Consider the following 17,152-nt stretch of genomic DNA (forward strand, 5'->3'; position numbering starts at 1 on the left):
GTTAAAAGACAAATCGCTCCGGCGCAGCAAAACCGGGCAGAACTACCATCTCCAGGTCGGTCAGGCTGACAAGACCGAGGACGCCGGATACCACGCGGCCGCTGCACAGGCGCGTGACACCGCGCTCAACCAGACCCGTCACGACGCGCGCGCCATCGGCTAGTTGCGCGATCAGCGCAGCGGGCACTTCCTGCACCGCCCCGTCGATGAACAGGATGTCGTACGGCGCACCGTCGGGCGCTCCCGCTGCCAGCGGACCACGGACGATGGTAGCGCCCTCCGCCGCCAATTGCGGACCATCTTCAGCCTCTACCGCTGTCACCTTCGCACCCAGGGCGGCAAGCAGCGCTGCGCTATATCCCGTCGCAGCGCCGATCAGAAGGACGCGGTCGCCCTGCTCCACCTGTGCTTCCTTCAGCAAGCGGCCGGTAGCGAGCGGCGGATTGAGGGCGCGCCCGTTAGCCAGGGGAATCGAACGATCAACATAAGCCATCGCGCGTCGTTCCGAAGGCACGAAGTCTTCCCGTGGCACACGGGCCATTGCGGCAATCACGCGCTGATCATCGACATCGCTGGTGCGAAGCTGGCTTTCGACCATTGCGGCCCGCATCGATGAAAAATTCTGCTCGGTCACGATACTACCTCGATTGGCACAACTGTATTGGCATGACAATACAGCGCTGACATTATCGGGACCTCTAGATCACGGGACAAGCCACGCCAAGCGGCTTTCAGTGCGCGGAGATGATAATCTTGGTCTCGGCGGTCACCCGCCCGCTTGACTTTGGATCAAAAGCCGCACATTTGCGGCCACCCACGCCGAGGCCCGATGGCGGAGTGGTTACGCAGAGGACTGCAAATCCTTGCACGCCGGTTCGATTCCGGCTCGGGCCTCCAAAGCGCTCAGCTTTTGCTCAGGCGATGAGTCGCCAGCCCACCAGGACCAGGATGATTGCCAACAGCGGCTGAAGCACGCGATCCGACGCGCGCGTGGCAAGCAATGACCCGATGATGATGCCGGGGACCGATCCGATCAGCAGGTTGAAGAGCAGCGTGCCGTTCACATTGCCGATCCACAAATGGCCCAGCCCCGCTGCCAGGGTAAGCGGCACGGCATGGACGATGTCCGTCGCCACCAATCGCTGCAGCCGCATGCGAAGGGGATAAAGCGCGAGAAGCAACGTCGCGCCGATCGCTCCGGCACCGACCGATGTCAGTGTCACCATTGCACCCAGCAGCGCGCCCGCGGCGACGGTCAGCGCGGGCTGCCAGCGCATGAAGCGGTCCGCCGTACCGACGCGACGGGCCAGCGCCCAGCGGTGAAAACGCCCACGCAGCAGGGTCGCTATCGCCGTCGCGATCAGCACCCCGCCCAAGGCGTTCGTGACGATACCGCTCTTGATCTGCTGAACATGGGTCTGGGAAAGGATGAGCAGCGTTATGAGCGCGGCGGGAAGGCTGCCGAAACAAAGGCGCTTCACCACTTCATAATCGGGCCCGCCATCCGGTCCGCCATGACGGTGATGGATCGCGCCGCCCACCGATTTGGTTATCGCCGCAAACCAGAGGTCGGTGCCCACCGCCGTGGCAGGAGCGACGCCGAACAGCAGGATGAGGATCGGCGCCATCAGCGATCCTCCGCCGACGCCAGTCATGCCGACCATGATTCCCACGAACAGGCCCGCTACACCATGCAGCCAGTCCATAATCCCCCTACTCCGGCATTCAACTCGCCTCGCGCCATACGACGAGCCCCATGATGCAGCCAAGCCCCGCACGTGGGATTTTCTACCAATAATATAGAAAGTGAGTCAGATGCGCCGCCCGGTAGCTCTCGACTTCCCTTCCTTCGGCCGTCTAAAGAAGGGCGATGATGAAGCTATTCATAGGCAATAAGGCATATTCCAGTTGGTCCCTGCGCGGCTGGCTCGCCTGTAAGCTCAGCGGATTGCCGTTCGAGGAAGTCGTGGTTCCGCTTTACGACGAAGCTTGGGAAAAACGGCGCGAGGGCGACGAATTCGCCCCCTCCTCGGGCAAGGTCCCCATTTTGTGGGACGGTGACGACACGGTCGTCTGGGATAGCATGGCAATCATCGAATATCTGAACGAGAAAACGGGCGGAGACAAATTCTGGCCGACGGATACCGCCGCTCGCGCGATGGCCCGGTCGATGGCGGCGGAGATGCATTCCAGCTTTGCCGCGCTGCGCCGCGAGCACAGCATGAACATCCGGCAGATCTATGACGCCGTTCAGCCCTCTGAAGCAGTCGCGCAGGATATTGCGCGCATCATGCAGCTGTGGGCGCAAGCGCGCGCCCGCTATGGCGGCACGGGCGATTTCCTCTTCGGCGAATTCAGCGCCGCAGACGTGATGTTCGCGCCGGTCGTCACGCGCTTTATCACGTACCAACTCCCGGTCGCGCGCTTCGCCGAAGCCTATATGCAGGCGGTTATCGCACATCCCTGGATGCAGGAATGGATCGGTGGCGCGCAGGCTGAGGAATGGGTGATCGACCGATTCGAAGCGCCGCCGCTCTCAAACTGACCGCCCGTCGCCAAGCTCAGTCCAAAAAGAAAAGGGCCGGCAAGCACGCGCTACCGGCCCTTTTTCATAAATGATCTGGCAGATCAGCCGACGATTTCTTCCGGCTTGAAGAAATAGGCGATCTCGATCGCGGCATTTTCCTCGCTGTCCGAACCATGGACAGAGTTCGCTTCGATCGACTCGGCATATTCCTTGCGGATCGTGCCTTCGTCGGCGTTAGCCGGATTGGTGGCGCCCATGATATCGCGGTTGCGCTTCACGGCGTCTTCGCCTTCCAGAACCTGGACGACGACCGGGCCGGAAATCATGAAGGCGACCAGATCGGCGAAGAAAGGGCGTTCCTTGTGAACGGCATAGAAGCCTTCAGCCTGTTCGCGGCTCATGCGGATGCGCTTGGATGCGACGACGCGCAGGCCCGCTTCTTCCAGCTTCTTGGTCACGGCCCCGGTCAGGTTGCGGCGCGTGGCGTCAGGCTTGATGATCGAAAAGGTGCGGGTTACGGCCATGAGGCTCAAAAGCTCCGGATGGTTGGAATTGGCGCGCCCTTTAGACCGCGCCGCCCCGCACCGCAAGGGGGCGTCGACGAGCCCTTCCTGCCTAGGGTCCTTGCACCCATTTCCCCTGCTCCTGCCGCCAGAAGCGAGGCGTCACCCCTTCCCGCTTCGACAAGGCACGCCAGCTTTGCCGCGCGCCTTCAACAGTCAGCGAATCGAAGAAGTAGAAGGCGCGCTCGAACTCCAACGCTTCTTCACGCCATAGCCCGTCGGCAATCGCGATATGCCGGGCCCCATTGGCGGCGCTGCAATCCTGACCTAAGAGAACGGGCTGAACGGCGTCCGCCCCCTCTCCTGCCCGGCCGTGGGCCAGAAAGCTTTCAGGCGGACCGTTCCACAGGCCCGCCGAGATTCGGTCCAGCGCCGCTTCATCCTGCGCAACTACCAGCAGCCGTTCACCCAGGCCGAGCACGCGTGCCGCTATGGCAGGCAGCACCCGGTCCACCGGATCGCGGCTGAGCTGGTAGAAATCGACCTGCATCAGCCTTCGTACTTGTCCGCCACCAGTTGGTCGATCAGGCGCACGCCATAGCCGGTCGCGCCCTTGTCCCAGGTGGCACCCGGCTTGTCGGCCCAGACCATGCCAGCAATGTCCAGATGCGCCCACTTCACCCCATCATCGACGAAACGCTTGATGAATTGAGCCGCCGTGATCGAACCGGCATAGCGCGCGCCCATATTTTTCATGTCGGCGATCGGGCTGTCGATCAGCTTGTTGTAGGCGTCGCCAAGCGGGAAGCGCCACAACTGGTCGCCCGCCACCTTGCCCGCAGCGATCAGATCTTCAGCCAGCCCTTCATCATTAGCGAACAGCCCCGCATATTGATCGCCAAGCGCGACGATCATTGCGCCGGTCAGCGTCGCCAGATCAATGATGACCTCAGGCGCATAGGTCTTCTGTGCCCAGGTGATAACGTCGCACAGCACTAGGCGGCCTTCCGCATCGGTGTTGATCACCTCGATCGTCTGTCCCGACATGGAGGTGACGATGTCGCCCGGCCGCTGGGCATTGCCGTCAGGCATATTTTCCACAAGGCCGCAGATGCCGACGACGCGCGCCTTCGCCTTGCGCCCCGCCAGCGCCTTCATCGCGCCCGCGACTGCGCCAGCGCCGCCCATATCCCATTTCATGTCTTCCATACCCGCGCCGGGCTTCAATGAAATGCCGCCAGTGTCGAACGTAACGCCCTTGCCCACGAACACGACAGGCTTGCCGCCCGCGCCATTCGTGCCATCCCACTCCATCGCGAGCAGACGCGGTTCACGCACCGACCCCTGCGCCACGCCGAGCAGCGCACCCATGCCGAGTTCCGCCATAGCCGCCTTGTCGAGCACGCTGATCTTGACGCCCAGTTGTTCCAGATGGCGGCAGCGTTCGACGAAGCTTTCCGGATACAGGATATTGGCGGGCTCGGACACGAGTTCGCGGGCGAAGGCCACGCCGTCGGCAATCGCCGAAAGCCGCTGCCACTCCGCATCCGCGCCGTCCGCGACGATCGACAATTTCGTCAATGTCGGCTTCGCCTTTTCCGGCTGCCGTGTGCGGTAGGTGTCAATCCGCCAGCCCCGCAGCAGGGCGCCCAATGCGAAATGAGCGGCCTTGTCGCCACTTGCGCCGCCGAAGAACTCCACCGCCGCATGGCTCGCGCCGCTTGTGAGCAGGCGCGCTGTCAACGCGGCTCCTGCCCGCTCGAAGTCGGTCTCGCTTCCGCCGCCAGTGCCCACCAGAACGATACGCAGCACCTTGCCGCCTTCTTCGGCAAAACTTTCAAAGCTGCCGCCTGCCTCACCAGTGAAGCGCGCCGCCGCCGCGCCCGCCGCCAAAGTCGCTGCCGCAGAGATCGGCAACGCATCGAAGCCGCCCTTGGGAACGGCAAAGACCAGGGTGTCGGCGTCCGGACGCACCGGGGCGAATGCGATTTCCATCAAGGGTCCTTCTATGTGCTTTGTGATCGTGGGGCGCTACTAAGCGCTCCATGCCAGATAATGTCGCTTCCTCCATCTGGCAAAGCCGTTCGACCGATTTCCCGTAAAAGAAGCGTGACGAAGATTGCGGTGCGCGCAAAGCAGTGCGATAGGCCGGCAACGAAGCGCCCCTGAAGAGGCACGATCCCCTTGCAGAATTTCTCCCATACCTCGCGTCTGAAACATATGCTGGCGGCAAGCGCGGCCACGGCCTGCCTGGCTGTGACCCCCCATGCTCTCGCGCAGGACCTGCAAACTCCGCAGGCGACCATCGGCGCGCCGGATGCCCCCGTGCCAACCAGCGACGAACAGATCGGCTTTTCCGCCGACGCGCTTGAATATGACAGCAATACGGAGATTGTGACGGCCAGCGGCAATGTGCAATTGCTGCGGCAGGGCAACCGGCTGCGCGCGGACACCGTGGTGTGGAACCGCACGACCGGCCAGGTGGAAGCGCGCGGCAATGTCTCGGCGACCGATCCCGAAGGCAACATCGCTTACGGCGATCGCTTTCAGGTCACCGACACGCTGAAGGACGGAACCGTCGAGAATATGCTGCTCGTCCTCCAGTCGGGCGGCAGGCTTGCGGCGGTGCAAGGCGTTCGGGTGAACGGCGTCTACACGCTGCACAAAGCCGCTTATACCGGTTGCAGCGTGGAGGACAGCGATGGCTGTCCCAAGGAACCAACCTGGCAGATCAAGGCGGTGAAGGTCGTCTATGACCCGGTCGCCGCGCGGGTGCGATATCGTAATGCCAGCGTGGAAATATTTGGCCTGCCGCTCATTCCCCTGCCAGGCTTTTCGCACCCCGTCGGCGGCACGGGAGGCACGGGGCTGCTGGTGCCGAACCTCCGCTATGACCGGAACAATGGCATCGAAGTCGCCCTGCCCTATTATATAAAGCTGGCGCCGAACCGCGATCTGACGATCACGCCGCATATCTATTCCAAGACGCTGCCGATGCTGGAGGCGAATTTCCGCCACCGCTGGGACCGGGGCGCTTATCAGATCACCGGCTACGCGACCCACGCGCGGCGCATCGACGCCAGTAGTTCCCTTCCCACGGCGACCGGCCCTGTCGGATCCGAAAGGGACTTCCGCGGCTATCTGGATGCCAGCGGCGCCATGCAGCTGACGCCGGAATGGAGCGTAAACGGATCGCTTCGCGTGGCAAGCGACCGCACCTTCCTCCGCCGCTATGACATCAGCCGCGACGACCGGCTGCGTTCGACTCTCGGCGCACAACGCATCGGCGAAAACAGCTATTTCTCGATTGCCGGCTGGGCCGTCCAGACCTTGCGCCTTGGCGATTCTCAAGGGCAGACGCCGATCGCCCTGCCCGTCATCGACTACCGCCTGCGCCTTCTCGATCCGCTGCTTGGCGGCCGCATTCAGCTTCAGGCGAACAGCCTTGCCATTACCCGCACGCATGGCGAGGATACCCAGCGCGCCTTTGCCGCCTTCGAATGGAACCTGCGCAAGCTGACGGGCATGGGGCAGGAGGTGAATTTCACCACCTATCTGCGCGGCGACGTCTACCACAGCAGCGACAATGACCTGAACAGCATTGCGCGCTATGCCGGCGATCCAGGCTGGCAGGCACGCGGCATCGCAGCCGCTGCGATCGATGTCCGCTGGCCCTTCATGGGCGAAGCCTTTGGCGGCGTGCAGCGTATCGCTCCCCGCGTGCAGATCGTCGCCGCGCCGAAGCTGGCGAACCTGTCCGTCCCCAACGAAGATGCGCGCGCCATCGACCTGGAAGACAGCAACCTGTTCGCGCTCAACCGCTTCGCCGGATATGACCGGTTCGAAGATTCGACCCGCATCACCTATGGGCTGGAATACAGCCTTTCGCTCCCCGGCTTTTCATTGGAAAGCGTGGTCGGCCAAAGCTATCGACTCAACAATCGCGAAAGCATCCTGCCCGACGGCACCGGACTTTCCGACCGCATGTCCGATATCGTCGGCCGCACCACCGTCCGCTTCCGCGATTTCGTCAGCCTCATCCATCGCTTTCGCCTGGATAAGGACGGGTTGGCCGTCCGCCGCAACGAAATCGATGCCACGGTGGGGAGCCGCAAGACCTACGCGATGGTCGGCTATCTCCGGCTCAACCGCAACGCCGCGCCGGGCCTTGAGGATCTTCAGGACCGTGAGGAGTTGCGCTTTGGCGGGCGCGTGCAGTTCGCGCGCTTCTGGTCCGTGTTCGGCTCCACGGTCGTCAACCTGACCGACAGAAAGGAAGATCCGCTGAGCGCGTCCGACGGCTACGAACCCGTCCGCCATCGCCTCGGCGTCGCCTATGAGGACGACTGTCTGACGCTCGGGCTGACCTGGCGGCGGGATTATCTGGCCGCTGGCGACGCGCGAAAGGGCAACAGCTTCCAACTACGGCTGGCTTTTCGGAATATCGGCATATAAGGATCAGCCTCCGCCCCTGCCGCTCAGGACCGGTTAAGGCGGACCGTCGCATCAGGCGACGGACCGTAATGGAGAGTTTTCCCGACGATGCAGCCTGTCGTTCCCATGCCTTCCCGCCTTGGACAATCCCTTCGGGCCAGCGCGCGCGCCCTGCTCCTGTCCTCGATCCTCATGGGGTCGTTCGCCAACACACTCACTGCGCAGACTGTCAACGACGATGATAGCGGCGTCGCGGCACAACAGTTGAACCTGCCGAAGGACGTGACCGTCTTTGGCAAGAATGACCCCAACGTCCGCAAGGCGACGGCCATCGTCAATGGCCGCATCATCACCGGCACGGACGTGGACCAGCGCCTGGCGCTCATCATCGCCGCCAATGGTGGCAAGGTTTCGCCCGAGGAGCGGGAGCGTCTGCGGGTACAGGTGCTGCGCAACCTGATCGACGAAACGCTTCAGATTCAGGAAGCAGCCGCCCACGACATCAGGATCGACAAGGCGGAGGTCGACCAGAGCTATGAAAGGGTCGCGGCCAATTTCCGCCAGTCACCCGCCCAGTTCGACCAATATCTGCGGGCTCAGGGCAGCGCGCCCGCCAGCATCAGGCGCCAGATCGAAGGCGAACTGGCATGGAGCCGCCTGCTCCGCCGCAACATCCAGCCTTTCGTCAATGTCTCGGCCGATGAGGTGAAATCCGTCGTCGATCGCATGAACGCGGCCAAGGGCAGCGATGAATATCGGATCGGTGAGATCTACCTGTCCGCGACACCGGAAAATCAGGCCCAGATCATCTCCAACGCCCGCAACATCATCGAACAGATCAAGCAGGGCGGCAGCTTCGCCGCCTATGCGCGGCAATTTTCGGAGGCATCGACCGCAGCGGTCGGTGGCGACCTCGGCTGGGTCCGCCCCGCGCAGCTGCCCGATGAACTCGCCAAGGCTGCCAATGAAATGCAGGTGGGGCAGCTTGCCGGGCCGATCCCCGTTCCGGGCGGCGTCTCCGTTATCTATGTCATGGACAAGCGCAAGGTGCTAACCGCCGATCCGCGCGATTCCCTGCTCAGCCTCAAGCAGCTGTCGATCAGTTTCCCCGCAGGCACCACCAAGGAGCAGGCGAGCGCCCGGGCCGCGAGCTTCGCCGCGCAGACCAAGGCGCTCAAAGGATGTGGCCAGGCCAATGAACTGGGCGGCAAGATCGGTGCCGATGTCGTCGACAATGACAATGTGAAGGTCCGTGACCTTCCCCCGCAGTTGCAGGACATCCTTCTTGGCCTGCAGGTCGGTGAAGCCACGCCGCCCTTCGGTTCGGTCAACGATGGCGTGCGCGTGCTGGTCGTCTGCGGCCGCGACGAAGCAAGCGGCGCCGCAGCGCCGAATGCGGAACAGATCATGGCACAGTTGGAGGAAGAACGGGTCAACAAGCGCGCCCGCATCTATCTGCGTGACCTTCGCCGCGATGCCGTCATCGACTATAACTGATCCAGCCCCGGCTCGTCCGGAGCTTGCGCCCTTTGCCGTACCGCTGGGCGACCCGGCGGGCATAGGTCCTGAAATCGTCGCAAAAAGCTGGGTGATGCGCAAAGCACGCGGATTGCCCAGCTTCTTTGCGGTGGGCGATGCCGCTTCCTTGCGCCGGGTCTGGGCTGGCCCTGTCGCCCCCATCGCTACGCCTCAGGAAGCCGTGGCACTGTTTGACTCCGCTCTGCCGTGCCTCCAGGTCGCTGACGCTGGCGACATCGTGCCAGGCTCCCCCAGCGTCGATGGCGCGCGCACCGCATTCCAGGCGCTGGAGGCGGCCGTGGGTCTCGCCCGCACCGGATCCGCCGCCGGGATCGTCACCGCTCCGGTCGGCAAGGAACAGCTTTACGGCGTCGGCTTCACCCATCCCGGCCAGACCGAATTTGTTGCGGAACGCTGTGGCGTGGCGCCCCACAATGCCGTGATGATGCTCGCCGGGCCGTCGCTGAAGGTCGTGCCCGTCACCATCCACATTCCGCTTGCCGACGTGCCTTCCGTCCTCACGATCGACCTGATCCGCGCCCGCGCGACCACCACGGTCAAGGGGCTGCAACGCAACTTCGGCATTCCCCGCCCCCGCATTGTCGTCGCTGGCCTTAACCCCCATGCTGGCGAAGGTGGGGCGCTAGGCCGGGAAGAAATAGAGATCATTAGCCCCGCAATCGACTCCCTTCGTGAGGAAGGCATGGATATAGTCGGCCCCCTCTCCGCCGACGGCCTTTTCCATGCGCGTGCCCGTGAGACCTACGATGCGGTGCTGTGCATGTATCATGACCAGGCGCTGATCCCGCTCAAGACGCTGCATTTCGACGAGGGCGTCAACATCACGCTGGGTCTCCCGATCGTGCGCACCTCCCCCGATCATGGAACGGCCTTCGGCATCGCAGGGAAGGACAACGCAAACCCCGGCGCAATGATGGCTGCGCTGAAGATGGCGGCGGAAGCGGCCCGGTCGCGACTTTCCCATGGCCTCTGACCCACGGCCGGTCCTGCCGCCGCTGCGCGAAGTCATCGCCGCGCACGGCCTGCAAGCGAGCAAGGCGCTCGGGCAGAATTTCCTGCTCGACGAACAGCTGCTCGACCGCATTGCTGCCATTCCAGGCCCGTTAAAGGATCAACCGGCGTTCGAAGTCGGTCCAGGCCCCGGCGGCCTCACCCGCGCGATTCTGCGGGCAGGCGCGCGGCTGGTGGCGGTGGAGCGCGACGATCGATGCCTCCCTGCGCTCGCCGAACTGTCGGACAGCTTTCCTGGGCAATTACGGATCATTTCCGGCGATGCCATGCAGGTGGATGCACAGGCCGAAGCTGGCGCTGGCGCGCACATCATCGCGAACCTTCCCTATAATGTCGGCACGGCACTGCTGGTCGGCTGGCTTTCGGCGACTTGGGAGCCCCTCCCCTGGTGGTCATCACTTACGCTCATGTTCCAGATGGAGGTGGCCGAACGCATCGTCGCGAAGCCGGGTGGCGACCATTATGGCCGCTTGGCCGTTCTGTCGCAGTGGCGTAGCGAGGCCCGCATCGCCATGAAGGTCCACCGCAGCGCCTTCACGCCGCCGCCCAAGGTCATGTCCGCCGTCGTTCACATCACCCCCAAGCCCTCGCCGGAGGGCGTGGAGTTGAAGCAACTCGAGCGCCTCACCGCCGCCGCATTCGGCCAACGCCGCAAGATGCTCCGCCAAAGCCTGAAGAGCGTGCCCGGCGCGCTGGATGCGCTTGGACAGATCGGCATAGACTCACAAAGACGCGCCGAAACTGTGAGCGTCGAGGAGTTCGTGGCTCTAGCCCGTCTGATGAGCGAGCGATCCTAGAGCTTCGTTTTTCTCGAACTCAACGAACATGGAGGCCAAATGAGGTGAGCGGCTTACCTAAAGACGCTCAAACCGGCCTAAAAACCTCAAGGTGTCTCCGTCTCGGGAGCCTTCGGCACTACCGTCACGCCTTCCTTCGCGCTTAGCACGGTCGCGGGCGGCCCCTTCTGGATCGCCGCAGCAAGCTTGCCAACGGCCGCACAATCGCTCTTGCATGCACTTTGCGCCTGGGCGAGATTTTCCCTGGCCTTGGCGATGGCACCCTTTTCGACCATTGCCTCGCCCTGACCGACCAAGGCATTAACATCATTTGGATCGAGCAGCAGCGCTTCGCGATAAAGCCGGATCGCCTTGCCCTGAAGGCCCTGCGCACGCGCCACTTCGGCCATTTCGATATAGGCAGAGCGATTGCGCGGATCGACGGCCAGCGCCGTTTCCAGCGCATCATTCGCCGCCGCGTAATTCCCCGCCTGGCGCGCCGCGACGCCCGCCTGCTGCCATTCGACCGACAAGGGCGATATCTGCGCGTCCGGCCGCTGTGTCAGCCCCGCGCTCGACACGGTGGTCAACAGAACGGCCAAGGCGATCGAAGCAGGGGTAAAACGCATGCACAACTCCAGCCATGTTTCAGGCGATGATTCCACCCGAGTGTCGTCATTTTGCCCAGGCTTGTCCATCGCCTCTTTCATGCAACAGCGCGCAGCCGGGCGAAATAGAAACCATCCGTCGCATCATGTCCGGGCGTCAACAGCCGCCCCTGCCCATGGGCTCGCCCCGCACCCGTCGACACATCTTCGGCCGCCCACCCGTCGTGACGATCAAGGAACGCCTGAACTTGCCCGGCGCCTTCCCGATCGGTGAGCGCGCATGTAGCATAGACAAGCACCCCGCCTGGAGCGACGAGCGGCGCGGCGAAGTCCAATATTCGCGCCTGCTCTCCAACCAGCCGGTCCAGTCGCGCAGGCGTTAGCCGCCAGCGCGCCTCAGGATTGCGCCGCCACGTTCCCGTGCCGGAACATGGCGCGTCGACAAGCACCACGTCGGCGCGCCCGCCCAGGCTCTCCAGCGCACGCTCCTCATGACCCTGATCGAGCAGCAGCGTTTCGATGAAGGTCGCCCCCGCCCGTTCCGCCCGTGGGTTTAGCCGGGCAAGGCGGGAACGGATCGTATCCGCCGCGATCAGCCTTCCTTGCCCCTGCATCGCTGCAGCAAGGGCCAGCGTCTTACCCCCCGCCCCGGCACACAGATCGACGACAGTCATGCCCGGTGCGACCCCGCACGCTGCCGAGATCAGCTGGCTTCCAGCATCTTGCACCTCGACAAGACCCTGCTTCCACGCCTCACTCTGCTCGACCGGCCAGCCCTCGGGCAGCCGCAGCGCATCGGGAAGTCCCTCGACCGGCTCCGCCTCAGGAAAAAACGGCGCAACCTCTGCCGCCGCGGCTTTCAGGCGATTGGCCCGCAAGTCGACAGGCGCGCGGCCGAGCAATTTTTCCTGCTCGACCGGAGCTGCGAACAATGGCTTGAGCCAGCCCGGCACAACGCCAGCCTCGGCCCCCTGCTCATCGCTGCTGATCGGCGCAGGCGCATGTGCCGATCCGTCGAACAGAGCCGCAAGCTCCGGCCGCTCCCGCGCCAGCCCAACCATCGCCGCCCGCCCGTTGTCCGGCCGCTCGGCCACCCGCCTTACCGCGTCATACACATGATCGCGCACGGCCCGCCGATCGCGCGACCCGGCATAGCGCCGTTCCTTGAAATAGCGCGCGATCAACGTGTCCGCCGCCGGTCCGCCATCGCGCGCAGACGCGATAATAGCGTCCAGCAATTCGATCGCAGCCTGAACACGCGCAGCAGGTGTCATATCATACTCCCCCCTCCCGCAAGCGGGAGGGCCTCGGGGGTGGGCCTGCCGCACCAGCGGCACTTTCAAGGACTCGACCGAAGCTGGCTACGCTTTCACCACCCCACCTCTCCATTGAGTGGAGGGATATAGGCGATCTTACCGCGTCGGATAATTGGGCGCTTCCCGGGTGATGGTCACGTCATGAACATGGCTTTCGGACAGACCCGCATTGGTGATCTGGACGAAACGGGCGCGCTCCTGAAGGTCCTTGATCGTGCGGCTGCCGGTATAGCCCATCGCCGCCTTCACCCCGCCGACCAGCTGATGAATGACGTCCTTGGCCGGGCCCTTGAAGGGCACCTGCCCCTCGATGCCTTCGGGCACCAGCTTCATCTGGTCCTTGATATCCGCCTGGAAATAGCGGTCGGCAGATCCCCGCGCCATCGCGCCGACGCTGCCCATGCCCCGATAGCTCTTATAGGCACGGCCCTGGTAAAGGAAGGTTTCGCCCGGCGCTTCGGCCGTGCCAGCCAGCAGCGACCCGACCATGACGCAGCCCGCACCAGCCGCCAACGCCTTGGCGACGTCGCCCGAGGTGCGAAGGCCGCCGTCCGCGATCACCGGAATGCCTTGCTTGGCCGCTTCATTTGCCGAGTCCATGACGGCGGTAAGCTGCGGCACGCCCACGCCCGCAACGACGCGCGTCGTGCAGATCGAGCCAGGCCCGATGCCGACCTTCACGCAATCCGCGCCCGCGTCGATCAGCGCCTTCGTCGCTTCTGCCGTTGCCACATTGCCCGCCACGACCTGAACATGGTTGGACAGGCGCTTCACCGCCTCGACCGCAACCGCGACCTGCTTGCTGTGGCCATGCGCCGTGTCGATGACGATCAGGTCGCATTCCGCGTCGATCAACGCTTCGCTACGCTCCAGCCCCTTGTCCCCGACCGTGGTCGCCGCAGCCACACGCAAGCGGCCAGACCCATCCTTCGTCGCTTGCGGATAGGTGACCGCCTTTTCGATGTCCTTGACCGTAATCAGGCCGACGCAATGATAGTCGTCGTCGACCACCAGCAGCTTTTCGATCCGCCGCTGGTGGAGCAGGCGCTGAGCCTCTTCCTGACCAACGCCCACCTTCACGGTGGCGAGATTATCCTTGGTCATCAATTCGCTGACCGGCTGCTGCGGATTTTCAGCGAAGCGTACGTCGCGATGGGTCAGGATGCCGACCAGCTTGCCCGAATCCTCGACCACGGGGATGCCGCTGATCTTATGCCGCTCCATCAGCATTTGCGCGTCGGCCAGCGTCGCGCGCGGGGTGATGGTGATAGGGTTCACCACCATGCCGCTTTCGAAGCGCTTGACCGCACGCACCGCGTCTGCCTGCTCTTCGATCGACAAGTTGCGATGCAGGACGCCGATGCCGCCCAATTGCGCCATGACGATCGCCATGTCGGCCTCCGTCACGGTATCCATGGCGGACGAGAGGATCGGGATGTTGAGTTTGATCTGCTTCGTTACATAGGTGCCGGTGTCAGCCTGGCTCGGCAGCACATCAGATTCGCCGGGCTGCAGCAGCACGTCGTCAAAGGTGAGGCCGAGGCGGATATCCATGTAAAAGCCACTTTCTATTGCGCGATCGGCCAAGGGGCATAGCATGATCGCTGGGGATTCGTGGCGGCCCATGTAACCATTAACCAGCGGAACGACCAGACCTTAGGCGCATTTTCTTGCTGGGCGTCTCACCGTACAGAGAAACTGCACGTTCAGGATTTGTCGGCTGCAGGCACGAGACGATCGAGCCATGCCTGCGCCTGCTTCGGTTCTCCCACGGCCTGCGAACTAACAGGGCCGCGTGATGCCAGAAACTCCTGTTGCAACGCGAACGGCGGCATCAACAGCTGCTCTCGCGCCTTGTCTATGGCTTCCCCAATTTCAGCCAGTCCTTCGATCACGGGCGCTATCGCCGCGCGACTGGCCCGATCATCCTTATAGCCGAACAAACCCCATTTCCCTGAAGCCGTGACACGTAAGGCGTCCACCAGCTTCTCCGTATATTCCGCCTCCAGTTCCAGGCGGCGGGCATCCAGACGTTCCAATCGATCAGCTTTTGCCATGCGCGCCCTATCTCACCGTGATTGGGGAGCGGCAAAGGAAAAGGGGCGCCGCCCAATGGCAGCGCCCCTTTTAAACCCTTGACCGCCGCTCAAATCCCCGCAGGCGAAGGCTCCCCAAAGGGGCCCTTGCGCTTGCGCGTCTTGGGGATGGACGATCCTGCCGCAGGCACCGTCGAAGGCTTGATCGTCGTGCCATCGTCGCGGGTAATCTCACCCTTGTCGAGCAGCGTCTTGATCTCTTCGCCGGTCAGCGTCTCATATTCGAGCAAGGCGTTGGCCAGCAGGTGCAGCTGATCTTCATGTCCCGTCAGCACATCCTTGGCCCGATCATAACCACCCTCGACGATCGTGCGGATTTCAAGATCGATCGCCTTCGCGGTCTCGTTCGACATATGGACGCGCTGGCTCTGCGAATAGCCGAGGAAGGTCTCTCCCTGCTGCTCTTCATATTGCAGCGGACCCAGCTTGTCCGACATGCCCCACTGGGTGACCATGTCGCGCGCCAGCTTGGTTGCGTACTGAATGTCGCCCGAAGCACCCGAGGACACCTTGTCATGGCCGAAGATGATCTCTTCCGCCACGCGCCCGCCCATGGCGACTGCCAGGTTCGCATGCATTTTGTCGCGATGATAGCTGTAGCTGTCCCGCTCCGGCAGACGCATCACCATGCCCAGCGCACGGCCCCGCGGGATGATCGTTGCCTTGTGGATCGGGTCGGACGCCGGTTCATGGACGGCGACGATGGCATGGCCCGCCTCATGATAGGCGGTCATCTTCTTCTCATCGTCGGTCATGACCATGGAGCGGCGCTCGCTACCCATCATGACCTTGTCCTTGGCCGCCTCGAACTCGTCCATAGCGACCAGGCGCTTACCCCGCCGCGCTGCCATCAGCGCGGCTTCGTTGACGAGGTTGGCGAGATCAGCACCCGAGAACCCCGGCGTGCCGCGCGCGATTGTGCGCGGGTTGACGTCCGGCGCCAGCGGCACCTTCTTCATGTGCACAGCCAGGATCTTCTCGCGGCCCTCAATATCCGGGCGCGGGACCACGACCTGACGGTCGAAACGGCCCGGACGCAGCAGAGCGGGGTCGAGAACGTCGGGGCGGTTGGTCGCCGCGACGATGATGATGCCCTCGTTCGCCTCGAAACCGTCCATCTCGACCAGCAGCTGGTTCAGCGTCTGCTCGCGCTCGTCATTGCCGTTGCCGAGGCCTGCGCCACGATGACGGCCGACCGCGTCGATTTCGTCGATGAAGACGATGCAGGGCGCGTTCTTCTTGGCCTGCTCGAACATGTCGCGCACGCGGCTCGCGCCGACGCCGACGAACATCTCCACGAAGTCGGAACCCGAAATCGTGAAGAAAGGCACGCCCGCCTCGCCCGCGATCGCGCGAGCCAGCAGCGTCTTGCCGGTGCCGGGCGAACCGACCAGCAGAGCGCCCTTGGGGATCTTGCCGCCCAGCCGCGCAAACTTGCTCGGGTCCTTCAGGAACTCGACGATCTCCTGCAATTCCTCGCGAGCCTCATCAATGCCCGCCACATCGTCAAAGGTCACCTTGCCGTGCTTTTCGGTCAGCAGCTTGGCCTTGGACTTGCCAAAACCCATCGCGCCGCCCGCGCCGCCGCCCTTCTGCATCTGGCGCAGCACGAAGAAGGCAATGCCCAGGATCAGCAGGAACGGCAGCGACTGGTAGAGCATGATCTGCCAGAAGCTCGGCTGCTCTTCGCTTTGGCCGGAATATTTGACGTTATAATCGTCAAGCAGACCGGTCAGAGCCGGATCATTGACGGGAACGGTGTTGAACCGCTGCCCACTGGTCAGCGTGCCGGTAATCTTGTCCGTGGCGATCGCGACGTCCTTGACCTGACCTTCCTGAACCTTCGAACGGAATTCGGAATAGGCGATGCCGCTGCCTGCTTGGCTAGCGGAGCGGCTGTCGAACATCGAAACGAAAAGCAGCAGGGCGATAATCACCCCCGCCCAAATCATCGCGCTTTTGATCCAGGGATTGCCCTGCGGGTCCTTCTCGTCGTTCATCATCACTCTCTTTCACCGGGCAAGATAGGGTGCTCCGGCAAAATCGCAAGTTGGGCGATTTGCCCGCCGGACGTTCAGCCCCCAGCGAATTGCGACAGGGCGATATAGGCCAGGATCACCGCCACGCCCGCCGACAGCCCGCACAGCAGATAGCCGACATATAGCAGCATCGGCGGATGCGGGCGCGCCAGTTTCCGGTTACGTTGCGCTGCCGAAAGGATGATGCTGGCGAGCACGCCATAGGTCAGCGCCGCAAATTCGAACATAATCAGCTTTCCATGCTTTGAGGGGCAGGCTCATTAAGCATGGAGGCTATTAAGGAAAGGTCATTGCGCTGCAACA

16 protein-coding genes and 1 tRNA gene are annotated in these 17,152 nt (G+C 63.3%); 6 read left to right on the forward strand and 11 right to left on the reverse strand.

The annotated features are described in order from the left end of the window. Position 1: 1 nt before the first annotated feature. Positions 2 to 634 carry a protein-L-isoaspartate O-methyltransferase family protein gene (locus NCHOL11_RS09135; RefSeq protein WP_097092030.1) on the reverse strand — a complete coding sequence of 211 codons (633 nt, stop codon included), beginning with the start codon at positions 632 to 634 and terminating at the stop codon, positions 2 to 4. Positions 635 to 823: 189 nt separating this feature from the next. Here NCHOL11_RS09135 and NCHOL11_RS09140 point away from each other — a divergent pair. Beyond that, positions 824 to 897 (forward strand) — tRNA-Cys (locus NCHOL11_RS09140). 17 nt (positions 898 to 914) lie between these two features. On the opposite strand, the gene NCHOL11_RS09145 is transcribed toward NCHOL11_RS09140, so the two are convergent. Next, on the reverse strand, positions 915 to 1,706 hold the full coding sequence (locus tag NCHOL11_RS09145) for a sulfite exporter TauE/SafE family protein (RefSeq protein ID WP_097092031.1): 792 nt from the start codon (positions 1,704 to 1,706) through the stop codon (positions 915 to 917). Between the two features lie 164 nt (positions 1,707 to 1,870). On the opposite strand from NCHOL11_RS09145, the gene NCHOL11_RS09150 reads away from it, so the two are divergent. After that, entirely contained in the window at positions 1,871 to 2,545 is a 675-nt protein-coding gene (locus tag NCHOL11_RS09150; protein WP_097092032.1) for a glutathione S-transferase family protein, read from the forward strand. Positions 2,546 to 2,628: 83 nt separating this feature from the next. On the opposite strand, the gene ndk is transcribed toward NCHOL11_RS09150, so the two are convergent. The 3 genes from ndk to NCHOL11_RS09165 all read right to left on the reverse strand — a co-directional run bounded on the left by ndk (position 2,629) and on the right by NCHOL11_RS09165 (position 5,025). Beyond that, positions 2,629 to 3,051, reverse strand: a complete 423-nt coding sequence (gene ndk, locus NCHOL11_RS09155) for a nucleoside-diphosphate kinase (protein WP_037461517.1) — start codon at positions 3,049 to 3,051, stop codon at positions 2,629 to 2,631. A 91-nt stretch (positions 3,052 to 3,142) separates the two neighbouring features. Continuing rightward, positions 3,143 to 3,580: a DNA polymerase III subunit chi gene (locus NCHOL11_RS09160; protein ID WP_097092033.1), complete on the reverse strand. Its 438-nt coding sequence runs from the start codon at positions 3,578 to 3,580 to the stop codon at positions 3,143 to 3,145. Beyond that, entirely contained in the window at positions 3,580 to 5,025 is a 1,446-nt protein-coding gene (locus NCHOL11_RS09165; protein ID WP_097092034.1) for a leucyl aminopeptidase, read from the reverse strand. Before NCHOL11_RS09165 ends, NCHOL11_RS09160 begins: the two co-directional genes overlap by 1 nt. Before the next feature lie 225 nt (positions 5,026 to 5,250). On the opposite strand from NCHOL11_RS09165, the gene NCHOL11_RS09170 reads away from it, so the two are divergent. From NCHOL11_RS09170 to rsmA, 4 genes are all read left to right on the forward strand, one after another. After that, a complete protein-coding gene (locus NCHOL11_RS09170) occupies positions 5,251 to 7,485 on the forward strand; it encodes an LPS-assembly protein LptD (RefSeq protein ID WP_097092035.1) in 2,235 nt (744 codons plus the stop codon). Between the two features lie 87 nt (positions 7,486 to 7,572). Beyond that, positions 7,573 to 8,961: a peptidylprolyl isomerase gene (locus tag NCHOL11_RS09175; protein WP_097092036.1), complete on the forward strand. Its 1,389-nt coding sequence runs from the start codon at positions 7,573 to 7,575 to the stop codon at positions 8,959 to 8,961. Further along, positions 8,939 to 9,976, forward strand: coding sequence for a 4-hydroxythreonine-4-phosphate dehydrogenase PdxA (gene pdxA, locus NCHOL11_RS09180; protein WP_097092854.1), 1,038 nt, complete (start codon positions 8,939 to 8,941; stop codon positions 9,974 to 9,976). Before NCHOL11_RS09175 ends, pdxA begins: the two co-directional genes overlap by 23 nt. Then, a complete protein-coding gene (gene rsmA / locus NCHOL11_RS09185) occupies positions 9,966 to 10,811 on the forward strand; it encodes a 16S rRNA (adenine(1518)-N(6)/adenine(1519)-N(6))-dimethyltransferase RsmA (RefSeq protein WP_097092037.1) in 846 nt (281 codons plus the stop codon). Before pdxA ends, rsmA begins: the two co-directional genes overlap by 11 nt. A gap of 86 nt (positions 10,812 to 10,897) precedes the next feature. On the opposite strand, the gene NCHOL11_RS09190 is transcribed toward rsmA, so the two are convergent. From NCHOL11_RS09190 to NCHOL11_RS09215, 6 genes are all read right to left on the reverse strand, one after another. Then, entirely contained in the window at positions 10,898 to 11,419 is a 522-nt protein-coding gene (locus NCHOL11_RS09190; protein WP_097092855.1) for a tetratricopeptide repeat protein, read from the reverse strand. Between the two features lie 77 nt (positions 11,420 to 11,496). Next, positions 11,497 to 12,672: an RsmB/NOP family class I SAM-dependent RNA methyltransferase gene (locus tag NCHOL11_RS09195; protein WP_097092038.1), complete on the reverse strand. Its 1,176-nt coding sequence runs from the start codon at positions 12,670 to 12,672 to the stop codon at positions 11,497 to 11,499. A 138-nt stretch (positions 12,673 to 12,810) separates the two neighbouring features. Next, complete coding sequence (gene guaB, locus NCHOL11_RS09200) at positions 12,811 to 14,268, reverse strand: IMP dehydrogenase (protein ID WP_097092039.1); 1,458 nt, start codon at positions 14,266 to 14,268, stop codon at positions 12,811 to 12,813. Between the two features lie 152 nt (positions 14,269 to 14,420). Further along, a complete protein-coding gene (locus NCHOL11_RS09205; protein WP_097092040.1) occupies positions 14,421 to 14,771 on the reverse strand; it encodes a hypothetical protein in 351 nt (116 codons plus the stop codon). 89 nt (positions 14,772 to 14,860) lie between these two features. Continuing rightward, on the reverse strand, positions 14,861 to 16,810 hold the full coding sequence (ftsH, locus tag NCHOL11_RS09210; protein WP_097092856.1) for an ATP-dependent zinc metalloprotease FtsH: 1,950 nt from the start codon (positions 16,808 to 16,810) through the stop codon (positions 14,861 to 14,863). A 74-nt stretch (positions 16,811 to 16,884) separates the two neighbouring features. Then, positions 16,885 to 17,076, reverse strand: coding sequence for a hypothetical protein (locus tag NCHOL11_RS09215; protein WP_097092041.1), 192 nt, complete (start codon positions 17,074 to 17,076; stop codon positions 16,885 to 16,887). Positions 17,077 to 17,152: the final 76 nt, after the last annotated feature.

The sequence above is a fragment of the Novosphingobium sp. Chol11 genome (genome assembly GCF_900218065.1).
GTDB classification, from domain to species: Bacteria; Pseudomonadota; Alphaproteobacteria; order Sphingomonadales; family Sphingomonadaceae; genus Sphingobium; species Sphingobium agri.